Below are 15,471 nucleotides of genomic sequence, written 5' to 3'. Positions count from 1 at the left end.
CTGCTTGGAGCATAGAAACTCACAAGCAAAATACTCTTTATCATGCGCTTGCCGTTACTTTAAGACGCTGAGCATAGGATCTGCCAAGAGATATACCTGGAACTTCAACATATCTATGTAATAGCCAGGAAGCAGAAATAGCGGCAGCGATTGCAGCGACAAGCATCACATACGGACTATTAGTAAAACTGCGTACCAATGCCATTGTCCCTAAACCAATTGCCGCATGAAGTAAATAAATTGGATAGACCAGATCCGCCATCCAATAAATCGGCCTTGGTAGCTTATGCAAAATATCAAATCTTGAAATAAGCCCAAAGAACAAGAACATCCCCAAGGCTAAAACTTGCGTCCCTAAATTATTATAAGTGCTGACATCCTCATGCCCGACCTTATAGAACTGAAATGCAAGATAGGCTAAAACCAATGCCCCAAACACCAAGGAAAACTTATTCTGCCAACTCGTTTCTTTTTCCGCCAAATAAACTGCAGATCCAATACAAATAAGCATCATATACTTTACCTGAGAGGCCACCAACGTCAAATAATAACTATCAGGAATTTTAACACTGATTATAACAACCCCCAGAATCAAGGCTTGAAAAACAAACAACTTATATACTGAAAATCTCCCTATAACCGCCGCACACATATAGAACAGAACCTCAATAACCAAGGTCCATAGCACCCCAGTTATCGGGAAAGCACCAACAACCAAGTACGTGAGCGTAAAACTTGAAATATAACTAGACACCCCAAATACCAAACCTTGAGCCATCCATACGAACAGACCTATTATGCCCAACGCAACAAAAAGAACTGGAAAAATTCTGAAAAACCTATTAACTAAAAAATCACTTCTTGTATAACGTTCCAGCATCATCGGCATCAAATAGCCCGTTATTATAAAAAATAACGTAACACCCAATATTGCTGTTTGCGTGGAGAAACTTTCTATCATGAAAATTTCAAACTTCCACAATGACCAGCTTGTTTGATCGAACAAGGGTAAAGGATATTGATCATTGATAATCCCAGGAATAGAGGTTGCTCCACCTCCCACTGATACATAATGACCAAACATCACCAATGCAACAGCTATAACTCTTAAGATATCAAGATAAGCAAAGCGACTTTGCATCAGCGGCTCCAAAATACTATTGTGCGCTTCATCTTTCTAAGCTTCCGATACATAGGGCGCAAATGACTGATGAACTGGTTCACCACATGCACAGCTGGATCCACAGGGGGAGTGGACTGCAGCGTACGCCCCGATACCTGATCCGCTATCTCACGAGCAACAGGAGACTCATGATGGACGTCATAGAGCGCATTGAGTTCATGATTATAGTTTGTAATCAAATCATAATGTTGCGCCCAGAATCCTCGCTCCGACGCTTTACGATAGGCCTCATAATGACGGTGGAAGTGCCCAGCTTGCACACGCAACAGTACATGTCGCGAACGGTGAGTCGGGATCCCGCCCCCCATGGCTTCGGCAATAATACTTACAGGCAAAATGGCATCAAAACGGTTGATCTTATCAGCAACAAGTAGACTCAATGCCTCTCGGGCAAAGAATAACGTCGCCAGTTGATGCTCAGCCAAGCTGTTCTGTGTCCACCTGTACAGACCTATAGATGCATTGTTGCGCAGAATCCCGAGTGTCCCTAGAGGCGCTTTCGTAGTCAGGGTACTGACGAAGAAACCTGCCACATGCAATCCACCCTCTCTCGCCGCCAAATCAGCCTTGAACCAATCCATTGCTTTGGAAAAACTATCGTAATGCGGAAAATCAAACTGGGTGAGAAATGTCGAATAATCTCCTTTGGACTTCTGTGCAAGCAATGCTACTTTTTCGCCGAGACGCAATCCGTCCCAGTCTTGCTCCGTTAGCTCCTCCTCCAGGCAATGCTCCCAACTCACTCCGAGCGGTAGTTCATGCGGCCCAGCAGGCATCTCACCATATTGGATGATATGTACCTTGGCATTAAGCGATTGGGCAGCATGAACTGCAGCTTCGATTACATGAGCCACGTTATGAAAGTGCCGACCGCTGCCTGGCGAAGATGGGTCGGGATCATGGTGAAATAGAAACACGTCGATGCATCGAGCTTCGGACGCTTGAACCAATACGTCACATCTCTTCTGTTCTATATAAGCAAGGGCAGCGTTGAAGCAAGGCTCAAAGCAATAGCGTTGGGCTAACAAAGACTGAGCTTGAACGACTTTATCACGCGCTTCTGCTGGATTCTGATTGATCCGCTGTAGCGCATTAAGAATCGACTTCGCCCGCTCTTCTTCAGTATCACCTTGAAAATAGTAAACAAGATCACCGAAGAGTTTTTTTACATGTGCATTCTCATCGGAAATAACAGGCACGCCTGCAGCAAAACCTTCAAAGACTCGACTTGAAGACGTACGTGATTTTATATGCGCTGGAGATGAGACTGCCAATACAGCGCCGTAGTCCTGCATTACTCTAGCCATACTCACGCCATCGAATGGAATCTCTCCCTTATAGGATGTAAAACCTGCCCATGGACTGATTCCTTCGAGTTTATCGGGGCCGTAAAAGTCAGCAGCTTGCTTCTCTTGCAAGATATCTAATAACCCTTGAGCACGACCAGCTCGGTCAATGCCTCGCTCCCAGTTAACACCACAGTAGAAAACCTTTTGGGCCGCAGCAGAATTAAGCTTCTCTATTGGCTTAGGAGAAATCATTGCCTTCTGCGAGCATGAAGGAAACATCTCCAGGTTTCTATCATCCCATTCGTGACCAACGACATTACGAATATGACTTTTCAGCGTATCGGAGCCATTGTAAAGGTAACCGTCATACGCACGAAGATGATGCAGTAGTACTGTAGAGTAGTCACCACGAAGGTGCATAAACTCCAACGGGTTGGCGACCCATAAGAAAGTCGGGATGTTTAGAAATTTTGGAGTATCATAATGAAAAGATATTGCAAAATCGAAATCTTGAATGAGTGTTGCACGGTTCAAGCACTCATCAGTATCGACATTGAAACCAAAATAGTCGACAACAGAGATCGTGTAGCCTGTTTGTTTTATTTTCTCGATCAGCTCATATTCGCCATTCTTGACGTTTGGCCATTGCGAAATGAGAAGAATTCGAGGCAATACGTTCTCAATCATCCCAGCTGCTCCGCTACTTGACTCGAATACCAAGTCCAAGTCTCCTCAAGTCCTTCGCGGATAGAGTACTGACACTTAAAACCTATTGAATTAATATTCGTCAGATCATAAGCACGATAGTCCTGACCATTCGGTTTCTCACTGTCCCAAACAACTTTGTCTTGCATACCAGCGATTTCAGCGATCATCTCAACAATATCGCGAATACGGTAGACAACACCACTCCCAATATTAGAGGCGCCAGTAAGACTGTTCATTATGGATAAGCCAACACGGGCGGTATCCTTAACGTACATAAAGTCACGCTGTGCAGAACCATCGCCCCAGACCACAACATTTTCACCACTATGTTTCGCGTCGTAGAATTTTTTTATTAATGATGGAACGACATGGCCAAACTCAGTATCAAACTTATCACGTGGCCCGAAAAGATTACACGAAACAACATAGGCCCACTTCATCCCATAGCTCTCTTCATAAGCTTTAAGCATGGCCAGCATCGCTCGCTTAGCATGCCCATAGGAGTCCTCTGCAGGATGAGGCACTCCGAGAAAGATCATATCCTCGCGCAAAGGAAGCCCAGGCGACGGAAATGGATAAACCGCCCCGGTACCCATGACCGTTATTTTACGAACCCCTACCTTTTGCGAGGCGTCAACCACATTAGTATTGATCATGACATTATCATAAAATGATAGCGCCTTATTCTTCATGTTCCCCATGATTCCATAAACACGTGCAGCTGCATGAAATACATAATCCGGCTTGTTTTTCTTAAAAAAATCCAGAGTAGACATAGGACAGACCAAGTCACACTCTTGGCGCCCAACTTCGATTATATTCGAATAACCTTCATTCCTAAGGTGTTCAACGAGCGCCGAGCCAACCAGTCCTCTTGCACCCGTCACCAGAATTTTATCTTGTTTATTCACAGCATATTCCTTCTTAAAAAATGCAAATACTAAAAAGCGGTAACTCCCCAAAAAATCAATTTGCAAAGACAGAGATTCGGTTAAGGCTTTTCCATCTTTTTAACAAATATCCTCTTGTATACGGGGGACGACAAATAAAATTTAAGTTCTTCAGTTCTGTCAGCCAACGCCTGTTGAGCCTCGGCAAACTCATTGGAGCGTTGCAACAGATCATCATTAGCGCGCTCCAACATATTGGTGCGTTCTATCAATGTCTGCCGCGTCTGGACAAGCTCGTCAGTCCTCTCGAGCAAAATCTTTCGAGTCTGTACCAGTTCATCTGTCTGCTTTAAGAACGCCTTTCGGATCTGGGCAAGCTCAGCAGCATAGTTTTGTATGTCGCCGTTAACTCCGGCCTGCCATAGTCCCCCTTTTTTAGCTCTGCAGCTCAATAAATCACTACTAGCTTGCTCCAGCATCAACGTCCGTTCTACAACCACCGCTCGGGTCTGAATGAGCTCATTGGTACGTTCTACCACTACCTCTCGGGTCTCGACGAGTTCATTAGTCCGCTCAACTACTACCCCACGGGTCTCGACGAGCTCGCCAGTTCGCTCCACGAGGCTCTGCCGGGTAGCAATTAAGTCTGCAGTAACGCCCGAATACTCTGTCTGATGACAGTTATCTAACGTTGTATAATCAATGGGTAGATTGAAATGCAACAGATGAAGACCATTCGCACAGCGGGAAATATTGTCCCAAGCAACGGCATACTCCCGCGCACCATCACCGTGATTAAATAAGTTAGGGGCATCAGGGTTAATCAACACACTGTCCAACTTAACATCCAGTAGGTTGTTACCTATAGCAACACCACGCTGCCATAGTTCCTTAGCTTCAGATGTTTGCCCAAGTGAGCATGCAATTCTTCCGGCCAGATAGGCGGCCTCTGTTGTTTTAGTAGCAAGATGGACGCCAAATTCACGTACATCGATACAGCTACATTCTGAAAACGTTTTTTTCGCTCCAGCTAAATCACCAGAGGCCGCAAGAAGCTTCGCTTTGACATATAAAAGGGAAACACTCCAGCGCAAAGACATTGGATCAACAGGATCACTACAAACGACCTCATCAATATAATTTATAACCTTTCCAAAATCTTCATCCGGGCGCTGAAGTATTCTATATGCAAGTACACACAAGGCTGCCTTATAGTCATTTGACAATACGGGACATCTCGTCATGACCTCAAACGCTAGTTTCTCAAGAGCTGCTGAGTTTTTTAGTCGAAACTCGAAATTGACCATGGCGTGCATTAGCCATGGATAGATAAAGTATTTTGAGTAAAGTATGGATGGGTGATGGCTAGCGAAAATATTAGAAAACACTCGTTCGCTATAAAAAACATTGGACTCAAGAGGCGACTTCATCGCCGTCGCTAACAACCACTCGCCTACAACCGAGGCTTGCTCCTTCCATATACCAACATGAGATAAACTCTGAGTCGACTCTTGCTTCTGGCCTTGGCGCCTTACAGTCATATTATATTGAGTGGCAGTTTGAACATACACATCTTCAATAATAAAATCTGATGAAAGCTCCGACTGCAGCCTATCCCAACTATACACATGTAAAAGCGCGCGCCCCCCTTCATCCAAACAACTAACGCAATTATTCGGTACACTTCCGACAAGTCGACCACCAGGCACCAACAGACGCTTTAGCTCTAATAACAGAGCCGCAGGTGACTCAACACGCTCTAGCACGTCAAAAAAAACAATTGTTTCAAATGAATTATCGGCATAAGCAGCTAAAGTTGCCTGTAGCGCTCCCGCACTATATTCGAGTCGCTCGTTCGCAGTCGCGAAATTGCATTCAGCATATCCAATGGAATGATTACTTTCATCAATCCCAATTACTTTAACAGCACGCGTCAGAGCAGCCAATACATGACAGCCATAACCAGACCCGCAAGCAATATCTAAAACCCGATCTCCAGGCTTTATATACGCACAGGCCCACTGATAATGAACAGCATATATATCAGATCGTTCTCCCGACTCACGACTCATATCTAAGTGCATGCCATAAACATCACTTAGCATACTGATTGGATACCGCAAAATAGCTTCCGCAGGAATTTTCTCCAACAGAAGAATAACGTCCTCACCACCTTGACTCAACGACTCGATAGTGTTGACTTTGTAATAAGCAGTATGCTTTCGAAAACCCAACTCAAAGCACTTCGTCTCCCACCAAAAACGGCCCTCGACACTCAATGACCAGTCAATATCTTGAGTCTGGAGGGCCGATAACTTGAGAAAAACAGAGTGACTGGCAAGACGGTGAATTTCCTTCAAAGCGATTAGAACCTGTTCGGACGTCAACAGGTCCATGCCGCCAATATATATAACAGTATGAAAAGACTCATCCACAAAAGGAAGAGATAATACGGAGTTCTGAGTAAATCCATCCCCCCCCCCCTGATTAGAATGGCAAAAAAGAAAGTCCGAAACTTCAACTCCTTGTACATCAACTCCAAGATTCAACAATGACGCAACAAGACCTCCTTCGCCAGAACCGATAACCAACGCCCGTTCAACACCGCAAGTCTTGATAATTTTTTCGACAAGTTGTCTCAAACCTTCGCTTACTTTAGCGTCTTGTTTGCCTGCAGCCAAACTTTCACTAACTTGAACTTGGCAACCAGTCATTAGATCCATTGGGACGAGGGCGCTCACCATGTTGCACTCATCCTTAAGTCGACGACCCCACCAAAAAAGTACTCATCCTGCTTAATCGATACCTGAAAGAATGCTGCCTCATCGATCCAATGCAGCATATGCTGTGCTAAATAATCTGGGGTCTCTTCAAAAGAGGCTGATGCTTGTACCTCATAAAGATTTACACCAAGATTACATACACATTCAAGGACAACTTGAAACCTATCGCCGACATGAAATTTCCTCTCCCAGAAAACAGGAGCATTACTCTTGATGTAGCGCACTCTCATATCCTGATTTAGCGTGCCCCAAGAGTAAATTTTTACCCCTTCTTTATTCCGAAGACGAATACCAATATTTAGTTTATCAATGTTCGCTCTGGACTCACAGGTAACCCTGATACTCAGCTTCTCGCCGGGATAGTACATCGAACAAGGACTACCATCCTTATCCAAGGTTTCTACCTGAATAATCTTGACTTCACCGTCTCCAAAAGAAAGACGCTCTGATCGCGCACTCACTACCTTAGCAGCCTCAACAGGCAAAACCTCGGCAGACTCCCCTGCGCCCGCTATTTCGTCGACCACACTAGGTACAGCACATTCCTTCGATATCTGCGCTCGCTCGACCAGATCCTTTGCCAGACTAGTAAAGTACGCAGACTCTTCCTCGTGAAGTAATCGTCGATAATCCAGCACCACCTCTGAAGAAAGCCCCCATGAAACAGCACTACCTTTATTCAAAAGTAAGGCACGATTTGTCAACGTCCTGATACTTTCTTGATCATGGGAAACGAATAGTACAGTGGTGCCATCAGACAATAACTTCTCGATACGCTGGAAGCACCGCTTCTGAAATAGCGCATCCCCTACAGCCAGAGCCTCATCAACTATCAAAATATCAGGCTCCACTTGCACTTGCACAGCAAAGGCAAGCCGGAGCATCATACCGCTCGAATACGTTTTTACTGGCTGGTTTAGATATTGACCAATATCTGCAAACGAGGCAATTGCGTCGAACTTCTCGTCAAGTTGCTCTCTGCTAAAGCCAAGTAATGTACCATTAAGATATACATTTTCCCTGCCTGAAAACTCAGGATTAAACCCAGACCCGAGCTCCAGCAGTGCTGCTATCCGACCTTGAGTACTTACGGCCCCAGAGGTAGGCGAGAGAGTCCCTGTAATAATCTGCAGAAGGGTACTTTTTCCACTGCCATTTCGACCGACAATACCTACCGCCTCACCCTTTTTGACCTCAAAAGAAATGTCCTTGAGTGCCCAATACTCATTAAAAAACTGCCTTTGCTTCCCCCCGAGCAAACGATCAAGACGAGGTAAAATAAACTGTTTCAGACGATCACGTGGAGCATCATATATCTCATAGCGCTTACTGAGATCGGTAACTCTAATGGCACTATCGTTAGAGGACATCAGCAAAACCCTTTCTTGTCTTTTGGAACCACGCGTAGCCTATCCAAGCCACTACGACAGCCACTAACGTGTAGACACTCAAGCTAAACCAGTTAGGCAAGCGCCCCCAAATTAGAACCTCACGTGTTTGCTCGATAATTAATGTAAGAGGGTTCAACATCAACCAAGGACGCAAGTTTTCAGGTATTGCCGTAATGGGATAAAACACAGGCGCGAGAAACATCATGACAGTGGTTATTATTCCGATGGTTTGTCCGACATCGCGTAAAAAGACCCCTAAAGATGCAAGCATCCAAGCAATACCCAGCGTAATAACGACCAGAGGCAAGATCACTAGCGGCAAGAAAACTACTGTCCAATGTAAATAGCCATTAAAAATAAAAAAGGCTACCAACAGAACGATCAAGCTAGCAAATGTGTGAAAAAGTGCTGCTCCCATAACGATGACCGGTAGGATCTCCAATGGAAATACAACCTTTTTGACATAGTTGACGTTGGAGAGGACCAGACCGGGTGCTCGGTTCAGCACCTCCGAAAATAAATTATTTACAAGCATGCCTGCAAATAGCACTACTGCAAACTGAGTTCTGCTATCTTCCACCAGTCCCCAACGAGACTTGAAAATCACAGAAAAGACAAACGTGTAAACCATCAGCATAAATACTGGATTGAAGAACGACCACGCCAATCCCATTACTGATCCCTTATAGCGGCCAACCACCTCGCGTGCAGTCATTTGCACGATTAGCTGACGGTTGCGGCAAAGACTCTTTACCAGCGCAAAGAAGGAAATAGACTGAGCTGCGTGAGGGTTGATCATCTCTGGAGATGAATGAGTCGAAAGGGATGAGCGGGTCATGCGAGGTGCTCCTTCTATAACAATGGCGGCGTTGCGTCAGGCAATACTGCGCTCGATGTTTTGCGATCAGCGATAGTCGATTTCATGAAGGAGCCTTACGGCTCCTGATAATACTACGAAACCTAACGCGGATTTCCCTGCACCATGCTTGATGGTCTTTTCAGAATCTAAAAGCAACCAATATCATCTAAACAATTAATTTTATATTGATTGCTCATCATAGATTGGCCAACCTACTTAATTAAGTGCAACTAACTCAAAAAAGCCACCTCGCCTGGTTCAGGCACAGTACGAATGAACTCAATGAAAAAACCACTGAATTCAGATTTTTTTCAAAAGAATTGCTAGAGCCAGCCCAAGATTGCCAAACAAGGTCTGTCGATAGATACCTGCCCGAAAGCAACCGAAAATCCGAAGAATCAACGTCTCATGCCGAGCCTGCTTAAAATGCTTGAGTGCAATCTTATGCTCTTCAGTCAAACGATGCTGCATAGATTCGAGCGCATCGACTGTTTGCTGATTCCAAGATTTAAAGCGTCCTTCAAAAACCATACGCATCCGTATCAAGCGAGCAGCCCAACTAATATTACTACCTACAAGATTCCCATCATGCTGGCGATATAAAATCTTTGGCTGCGGGTCATAGTAAACTAAGCCGCCAGCCCCAGAAATCAACTGATAGGCCCACCAGTCATGGGAAGGAACTACTTGGTTAGCACCGGCCTCTTGGAGCAGTTCACGGGCAGCCTGATTAAAGACCATGGTATTGCCACCAGCGATATTCTGAACAAGAGCATTTACAAAATTCGGCGGACGCACAAAAAGCGGAGAAATCCCCATATGCGTACCACACTCATATATCAACTCAGCCCGTCCACAATAAAGAGCAGGCGTATGTTCAGGTATCGTGTTGAGCCAAGCCACTGCCACTTCAAGTTTATCGGCACACCAGATGTCATCCTGGTCGGACCATGCATAAAAATCAGCATTGATATCAACACTGCATGTAAGCGAAAGAAAGTTAGCAACATACCCTTGCCTTGGCCCCTCCAACCATTTGAGACGCCCCCCCCCCAACGTTGTCGCGCAGCCTCTAAAATCTCGACAGTATCATCTTGTGAGCCATCATCAGATACGTACAGCGCCCAATTTTGGTGCGCTTGCTGCTCAATGGAAGCTAACTGCTCATTAAGAAAGAGCGTTCCATTGTAGGTAGCCATCAAAATAGCAACACGCTGGCGTTGTTCAACCTGATCATTCTCAGACACTGGAGCCTCGAGCGACGAGAACTCTCCATTAAAAATCGGAGCTCCAGAAGGTACTCGAAAAAACTCTGACTCTTGAGACATATACATCCTGTGTAATCAATACTGTTAAATTCGCCTTATGCAGAGCATCAAAACAAATAAACTACGCTCCGTAATCTACTCAAAACTTCGAGAACACAATGAATTTTGATTCTCGTTCAATCATATGTAATAACAGGCCAATCGTACAGCCTAATCGATCCGTGACGACGGAATGCAACGGCATAACTCCTAGAGCTTCAATGGCTACGGCAAGGTTCAGGACATAGCTAGCAGCGACCCGACGAATTGCTGCACTCGACAAGGCTATGACAGCACGTAATCAGAAGCACAAGACCTCTAATAATTGGGAACAGGAGCCGTCATGCATCAAGCGTATTCAGATATCTATACCTAAAGCGCCATCGCTGTCTGGATGCTTATCATGATAATGGATCTTTTTTTCGTAACCTGAGCAATATTCTGTCTGTATAAAGCTGGGAGAGCTGACTCCTTACACGATCTTATGATAACGCTTCTCATTTCCTTGGGATTTTCTGCAGCGTCTTCTGTTCAAATGACCTCATTCTAGACTAGACGACCGTTGTTTCACCCTCCCTTTAACACTGGTCAGCTGTCCGCTCACATATTGAACTGTAACTCATCTCCCAAAGCCTCCCCAGAAAGGCATTTCGCCAGTATTTCCGTCAAGACCGTAGCCCGAATAAACTCGCCGCTCTCCAGGACTCTCGGATGACAAGGAATGTGGAATAAACAAACCGCTATCAGTCACTTGAACGCGCACGCTCACGCCGGCAGTACCGGACGCTGCGCGGCCTACACCCGCCAGGCGATCGAAGCCGGTGGCGGTGGGGTAATTTTGCACAGGAAGCACTCGGCCAAGGATTTCAGCTCATCATTGACTTCCGCCGGCTTTATCGAGCAACCGGCCGGCCAGACGCCCGCAGCAGGCGACGTGGTCATCATCCAGCCCATTCCCGGGCATCCCCACGGCCACATGGCGATGTTCAACGGCACACTCTGGGTGTCAGACTTCAAGCAACTGCACGGTTTTTACCCGGGACATTCCTATCGGGTACAGAAGCCTGCCTACAAAATCTATCGCCATCCGTAAGGGGTTCCCCATGAGAATGCTGTTCTGCTCGCTGCTGGCAGCGGTCGCGATGCATCAATCGGTCGCCCTGGCCGATTGCGCCAGTTCGCCAAAACCCGCCACCCAGGCGTTTTACAGTTGGTACCTGCAAACCTTCAGCGAAGACAAGGACCCTCTGACCGATAACGTCACTGAGATGAAGAAGTACGTCTCTGACTCGCTGATCACCAAGATCAAGAAGCAGATGGCCAGCCCCGACGGCCTGGAAGAGGACTACTTCCTCAAGGCCCAAGACTATATGGACGAGTGGCTGACCCAGATCAAGGTCAGCGAACCGCAGATCCAGGGCTCCAGCGCCAAGGAGCAGGTGACGCTGGGCAGCACCCCGGACACCACCCAGATCGTCGATGTACGGATGATCAAGGATAAGGGCTGCTGGAAGATTGACGAGGTACTTTCCACCGCCGATCAGAGCGACTGATCTGGCGTTTCGGCGTTGAGTCCAGCCAGTGCACGGGTCGTCCGCCAGGGCGATCCGCCATGCTAAGCTGCGCGCCGTTTCGGGCAACGGCCTGGGACATTCTTCAGTGAAAAAGGACTCTCAGCCATGTCGTTGCCGGCCGCAGTACGCCTGCCCCTGTCATTCCTCTCGTTGTTCGGAGCTCTGAGCCTCAGCAGTTCCTGGGCCCACGCCGATGCGCAACAGGACGTCGCCAAGGGCCGTTGGCAAGGCCTGGCCGGTATGGCCAACCTGTACCTGGACGAGGCAACGCCGGCGGACTTCATTGAGGCCGGGGACAACGAAAAGAGCCAGCATGACAACTACGCTGGCGCTCTCGCCTACTACCTGACCGCCGCCCGTCTCGACCCGAAGAATGCCTACGCCTCTTACCAGGCGGCTGGCAGCCTGGCCGCCATGGACAAGAACAAGCGCGCCGCCGAGTTCCTCGATCAGGCCCGCGAGCGTGGCTTCTGGCAGTTGGTGATCCTCAAGGAAGACGACGAACTGCAATCCCTGCAGCAGACCCCGGCCTACAAGAAGCTGCTGCAAGCCGCGGAAAAGAACTACCCGACCAAGGCCAAGGATGCCGGCCTTGCGGCCTTCAGTATTCCCCAGGGCAAGGCCCCGGCCGAAGGCTGGCCGGTGGTGGTCTGGCTATCGGGATTCGGCACCGAGGGCAGCGACGGCGTCGATATGCGCACCGACCTTGTGGGCGAGCAGGCCGTGCTGGTGGGCATCAACGGCACCCTCAAGCGCGACGAGCACCAGTTCATGTGGCAGCAGCATTCGGTGGACTCCACCCAGGAGGCGGTCAACGCCGCCCTGAAGAAGCTGGAAAAACAGACTCGCATCGACCGCTCGCGCATTGCCCTGATGGGCTTCTCCCAAGGCGCCGAGCACGCCTCGCACCTGATCGCCGAGTACCCGCAGCAATACAGCGGTGCGTTGCTGCTGTCCCCCGGCGGCTACCGGATTCCGTTCGGCGAAACCCGGGCCCGGGACAAGCGCATCGTCATTGTCCATGGCGCCCAGGAGCACGAGAGCAACCAGAAACTCACCGCCACCACGCAACAAGCCCTGGAGCCCGGCAACCAGGTCCAGAGCCATGAACATGCCGAAGGCCACACCTTCCAGGACGACTGGCGCCAGGTGTATCCGGGCTACCTGAAGTTCGCCCTGAACCTCTGATGCCAAGTGCCGGGGCTTGAGCCCCGGCTGCTATCACTTGCCCGAAGTAATGGGCCCGGGGGCTTTTACCAGAGTCATCAGGTCGTCATCCCACTGCCCCTCGACCTTGACCTGAGCCAGGGCCCCCAGCTCCATGGCCTCGATCAGGTTGTGATTGAGGTACACGTAGGTGCCCGGCTGCTTGAAGGTGTAGAGCGCCGCCAGCGCCGAACCGCCAGGAATGAACCAGGTCTCCAGGTTGCGTTGCGGGGCATTGGCGAACTTGCCGGTGGTCCAGACCCAATCGCCATGGCCACCGATCAGGTGCGGACGGCTGTCGCGGTTGGCCTGGGAATGGATGAACAGCACACTTTCGCCAACCTTGGCTGTCAGCGCGTTGGCCCCGGTCAAAGCGCCAACCCGACCGTTGAACACCACATGGCTCGGCGTCAGCGTACGCATCACTTCACGGGTGTCCTGATAGCTGGAGGCCAGGTCCGGGTAGCTCTTGTAATGCCCGTCCTTGTCCTTGGGGATATACAGGTCGAACTCACCGATGGTGTAGGCCCGATCATAGTGCAAGGGTTTGCCGGCGGGGTCCTGCAAGCCTTCGCGCGGCAGCACCATCAAGGTCCCGCTCATGCCCGAAACCACGTGCCAGGGCACCATGCCCGGCGGCGCGCAGTGATAGACGAAGGTCCCGCTGCGGTCAGCCTTGAAACGCAGCACCACTTCCTGACCCGGCAGCACCTGGGTCAGGGCCGCACCGCCCAGGGCACCGGTGGCCGCATGGAAGTCGATGTTGTGGGGCATGCTGTTGCTGGCCGGATTGCTCAAGGTCAGCTCGACGTAGTCGCCCTCGTGCACCACCAGGGTCGGCCCCGGCATGGAGCCGTTGAAGGTCATGGCCTGCAGGGTGGTGCCCTGATCGTCCACCACCATCTTTTTCTCTTCCACGCTCATGCGGAACTGCACGACCTTCGGCGGCGCGCTGACAGCCTGCTCATGAACATGCACTTGGGGCGGCGCCACCAGGTCCACCTTGATCCGCTGCAAACCGTCGGCGCCTGCGGCCAACACCAGGCTGGAGGCACAACTGCCAGCCACCACGCAGCACTTCAACCACGATTGAAACCTACCCATGCTCTGCATTTCCCTGCCAATGAATGGTGATTCATTGCAAGGCAAACGCCGGGCAATCGTATTGTCTCAAGGCAATGAACCAATGCCCGGGCAAGTGGATAGATTGAGCTCGATCATGGATAGCTGAAACTGCGTACCAGGGTCAGCTCTCCGGGGGCCCGCATCGGCACGATGAAGGATTCGCTCTTCTCATCCGGCGTGCCTTCCTCGGTGATCACCGTGACCTGGGCCGTCGTCAGGGGCTGCACGGCGCTTTCCTGGCCGCCGTCTGCATCGTCATCACTGCGATAGCCACCGCCGTAGTAGTTCACATAAACCAGGTACTGGCCCTTGAGCGGCGCCGGCATGGAGAAAATCTCCGGACCGTAGCCCGTGGTCACGTCCACATCCAGGGTCGCGCCGTTGGGAGCGACGCGGTCGCCGTACCAGATGTGCGCGCCGTCCGGGGTCACCAGGTGCAGGTCGAGGTCGGTGTTGTCGCTGTCCCAGGACAGCAGCACTCGCAACTTGGGCGGAGTCACGCCACCGCCGGTATTGAGGAACTGCACGCGCTTGCGCTGCTGGCCGTCCGGGCTGCGCACTTCGACGCTGTTGCTGCCATTGGGGAAGGAATACGGCCGATCGAAACCGCCTTGTTCATCGAACTTGAGCGGCATGCTGACGCCATTGACGATCAGCTTGCCGGGCTCTTTGTTCGTCTTGGGCGCGCCTTTGATCTGCCCGCTGATACGCGCGGTATTAGCCTGGCCCTGGCGCGTGTTCACCGAGGAGGCCGGGTAGTTGACCTCCTGAATGTATTGCTCGCCATCGACGGCGCGGGTACGCCAGCCGCCTTTGGGGGTGTCGAGCTGGATGCCGCTGTCGGCCAGGGCCATGGGCAGGCTGAACATTCCACAAAGGAACAGGAGGACCGGGGGAGCAGGAAGTTTCATGGCCTATTCCAATAAAAGATGACGGGCGAGCCCTTCGATGTAGGTTTCATCCTGGCCGTTGGGATGAGCTTCAAAGGCCAGGTGCAGGTATTCGTGAGTCAGGTCGAGGCGGTCTTGCAGCGAGAGCACGCCACGGACGTAGATGCGTTGCCGTTCGCGGTCGACGTAGGGCCGGCCGAAACTCAGGCGGCACACGGCGAACTGGCTGATTTCGTTGTAGCCGATCTCTTGCTCCAGCGGCTGGC

At 49.8% G+C, this 15,471-nt stretch carries 14 protein-coding genes; 3 read left to right on the top strand and 11 right to left on the bottom strand.

What is annotated here, in order from left to right:
- Positions 1 to 40: 40 nt before the first annotated feature.
- The 8 genes from BLX41_RS07370 to BLX41_RS37070 form a co-directional block, all read right to left on the bottom strand.
- Positions 41 to 1,141, bottom strand: a complete 1,101-nt coding sequence (locus BLX41_RS07370) for an acyltransferase family protein (RefSeq protein WP_123724354.1) — start codon at positions 1,139 to 1,141, stop codon at positions 41 to 43.
- Positions 1,141 to 3,159, bottom strand: a complete 2,019-nt coding sequence (locus BLX41_RS07365; RefSeq protein ID WP_123724353.1) for a glycosyltransferase family protein — start codon at positions 3,157 to 3,159, stop codon at positions 1,141 to 1,143. The genes BLX41_RS07370 and BLX41_RS07365 overlap by 1 nt, the downstream gene beginning before the upstream one ends.
- The gene (locus BLX41_RS07360) at positions 3,156 to 4,091 is read right to left on the bottom strand and encodes a GDP-L-fucose synthase family protein (RefSeq protein WP_185073435.1); all 936 of its coding nucleotides are present in this window, start codon (positions 4,089 to 4,091) and stop codon (positions 3,156 to 3,158) included. The genes BLX41_RS07365 and BLX41_RS07360 overlap by 4 nt, the downstream gene beginning before the upstream one ends.
- A gap of 80 nt (positions 4,092 to 4,171) precedes the next feature.
- Positions 4,172 to 6,814, bottom strand: coding sequence for a methyltransferase domain-containing protein (locus tag BLX41_RS07355; protein WP_123724351.1), 2,643 nt, complete (start codon positions 6,812 to 6,814; stop codon positions 4,172 to 4,174).
- Positions 6,808 to 8,223 (bottom strand): ABC transporter ATP-binding protein, encoded by a 1,416-nt coding sequence (locus BLX41_RS07350; protein WP_123724350.1) that lies wholly within the window; start codon positions 8,221 to 8,223, stop codon positions 6,808 to 6,810. The genes BLX41_RS07355 and BLX41_RS07350 overlap by 7 nt, the downstream gene beginning before the upstream one ends.
- Entirely contained in the window at positions 8,213 to 9,040 is an 828-nt protein-coding gene (locus tag BLX41_RS07345) for an ABC transporter permease (RefSeq protein ID WP_404942754.1), read from the bottom strand. The genes BLX41_RS07350 and BLX41_RS07345 overlap by 11 nt, the downstream gene beginning before the upstream one ends.
- 363 nt (positions 9,041 to 9,403) lie before the next feature.
- Positions 9,404 to 9,922: a glycosyltransferase family protein gene (locus BLX41_RS37075; RefSeq protein ID WP_311197434.1), complete on the bottom strand. Its 519-nt coding sequence runs from the start codon at positions 9,920 to 9,922 to the stop codon at positions 9,404 to 9,406.
- Positions 9,923 to 9,942: 20 nt separating this feature from the next.
- Positions 9,943 to 10,431, bottom strand: a complete 489-nt coding sequence (locus BLX41_RS37070) for a glycosyltransferase (RefSeq protein ID WP_311197433.1) — start codon at positions 10,429 to 10,431, stop codon at positions 9,943 to 9,945.
- A 700-nt stretch (positions 10,432 to 11,131) separates the two neighbouring features.
- Here BLX41_RS37070 and BLX41_RS07335 point away from each other — a divergent pair.
- The 3 genes from BLX41_RS07335 to BLX41_RS07325 all read left to right on the top strand — a co-directional run bounded on the left by BLX41_RS07335 (position 11,132) and on the right by BLX41_RS07325 (position 13,172).
- Positions 11,132 to 11,503, top strand: coding sequence for a CHAP domain-containing protein (locus BLX41_RS07335; protein WP_123724349.1), 372 nt, complete (start codon positions 11,132 to 11,134; stop codon positions 11,501 to 11,503).
- 10 nt (positions 11,504 to 11,513) lie between these two features.
- Positions 11,514 to 11,963: a DUF3828 domain-containing protein gene (locus BLX41_RS07330; RefSeq protein WP_123724348.1), complete on the top strand. Its 450-nt coding sequence runs from the start codon at positions 11,514 to 11,516 to the stop codon at positions 11,961 to 11,963.
- A 126-nt stretch (positions 11,964 to 12,089) separates the two neighbouring features.
- A complete protein-coding gene (locus BLX41_RS07325; protein WP_123724347.1) occupies positions 12,090 to 13,172 on the top strand; it encodes a dienelactone hydrolase family protein in 1,083 nt (360 codons plus the stop codon).
- Between the two features lie 33 nt (positions 13,173 to 13,205).
- On the opposite strand, the gene nirK is transcribed toward BLX41_RS07325, so the two are convergent.
- The 3 genes from nirK to BLX41_RS34680 all read right to left on the bottom strand — a co-directional run.
- Positions 13,206 to 14,294: a copper-containing nitrite reductase gene (gene nirK / locus BLX41_RS07320; RefSeq protein ID WP_123724604.1), complete on the bottom strand. Its 1,089-nt coding sequence runs from the start codon at positions 14,292 to 14,294 to the stop codon at positions 13,206 to 13,208.
- Between the two features lie 113 nt (positions 14,295 to 14,407).
- A complete protein-coding gene (locus BLX41_RS07315; protein ID WP_123724346.1) occupies positions 14,408 to 15,226 on the bottom strand; it encodes a YfaP family protein in 819 nt (272 codons plus the stop codon).
- A gap of 3 nt (positions 15,227 to 15,229) precedes the next feature.
- A partial coding sequence (locus BLX41_RS34680; protein WP_259744517.1) for a DUF2300 domain-containing protein occupies positions 15,230 to 15,471 on the bottom strand: 242 nt, incomplete at its 5' end.

This window comes from Pseudomonas protegens (assembly GCF_003732485.1).
GTDB lineage: Bacteria > Pseudomonadota > Gammaproteobacteria > Pseudomonadales > Pseudomonadaceae > Aquipseudomonas > Aquipseudomonas protegens_B.
This window is presented reverse-complemented; position numbering and strand designations above follow the sequence as displayed.

Bases quoted from the DNA above. Each gene is read 5' to 3' on its own strand.
- nirK (WP_123724604.1), bottom strand. From the start codon at position 14,294: ATGGGTAGGTTTCAATCGTGGTTGAAGTGCTGCGTGGTGGCTGGCAGT.
- BLX41_RS07355 (WP_123724351.1), bottom strand. From the start codon at position 6,814: ATGGTGAGCGCCCTCGTCCCAATGGATCTAATGACTGGTTGCCAAGTT.
- BLX41_RS07315 (WP_123724346.1), bottom strand. From the start codon at position 15,226: ATGAAACTTCCTGCTCCCCCGGTCCTCCTGTTCCTTTGTGGAATGTTC.
- BLX41_RS07365 (WP_123724353.1), bottom strand. From the start codon at position 3,159: ATGATTGAGAACGTATTGCCTCGAATTCTTCTCATTTCGCAATGGCCA.
- BLX41_RS07335 (WP_123724349.1), top strand. From the start codon at position 11,132: ATGTGGAATAAACAAACCGCTATCAGTCACTTGAACGCGCACGCTCAC.
- BLX41_RS07350 (WP_123724350.1), bottom strand. From the start codon at position 8,223: ATGTCCTCTAACGATAGTGCCATTAGAGTTACCGATCTCAGTAAGCGC.
- BLX41_RS07370 (WP_123724354.1), bottom strand. From the start codon at position 1,141: ATGCAAAGTCGCTTTGCTTATCTTGATATCTTAAGAGTTATAGCTGTT.
- BLX41_RS37070 (WP_311197433.1), bottom strand. From the start codon at position 10,431: ATGTCTCAAGAGTCAGAGTTTTTTCGAGTACCTTCTGGAGCTCCGATT.
- BLX41_RS07330 (WP_123724348.1), top strand. From the start codon at position 11,514: ATGAGAATGCTGTTCTGCTCGCTGCTGGCAGCGGTCGCGATGCATCAA.
- BLX41_RS37075 (WP_311197434.1), bottom strand. From the start codon at position 9,922: ATGGGGATTTCTCCGCTTTTTGTGCGTCCGCCGAATTTTGTAAATGCT.
- BLX41_RS07325 (WP_123724347.1), top strand. From the start codon at position 12,090: ATGTCGTTGCCGGCCGCAGTACGCCTGCCCCTGTCATTCCTCTCGTTG.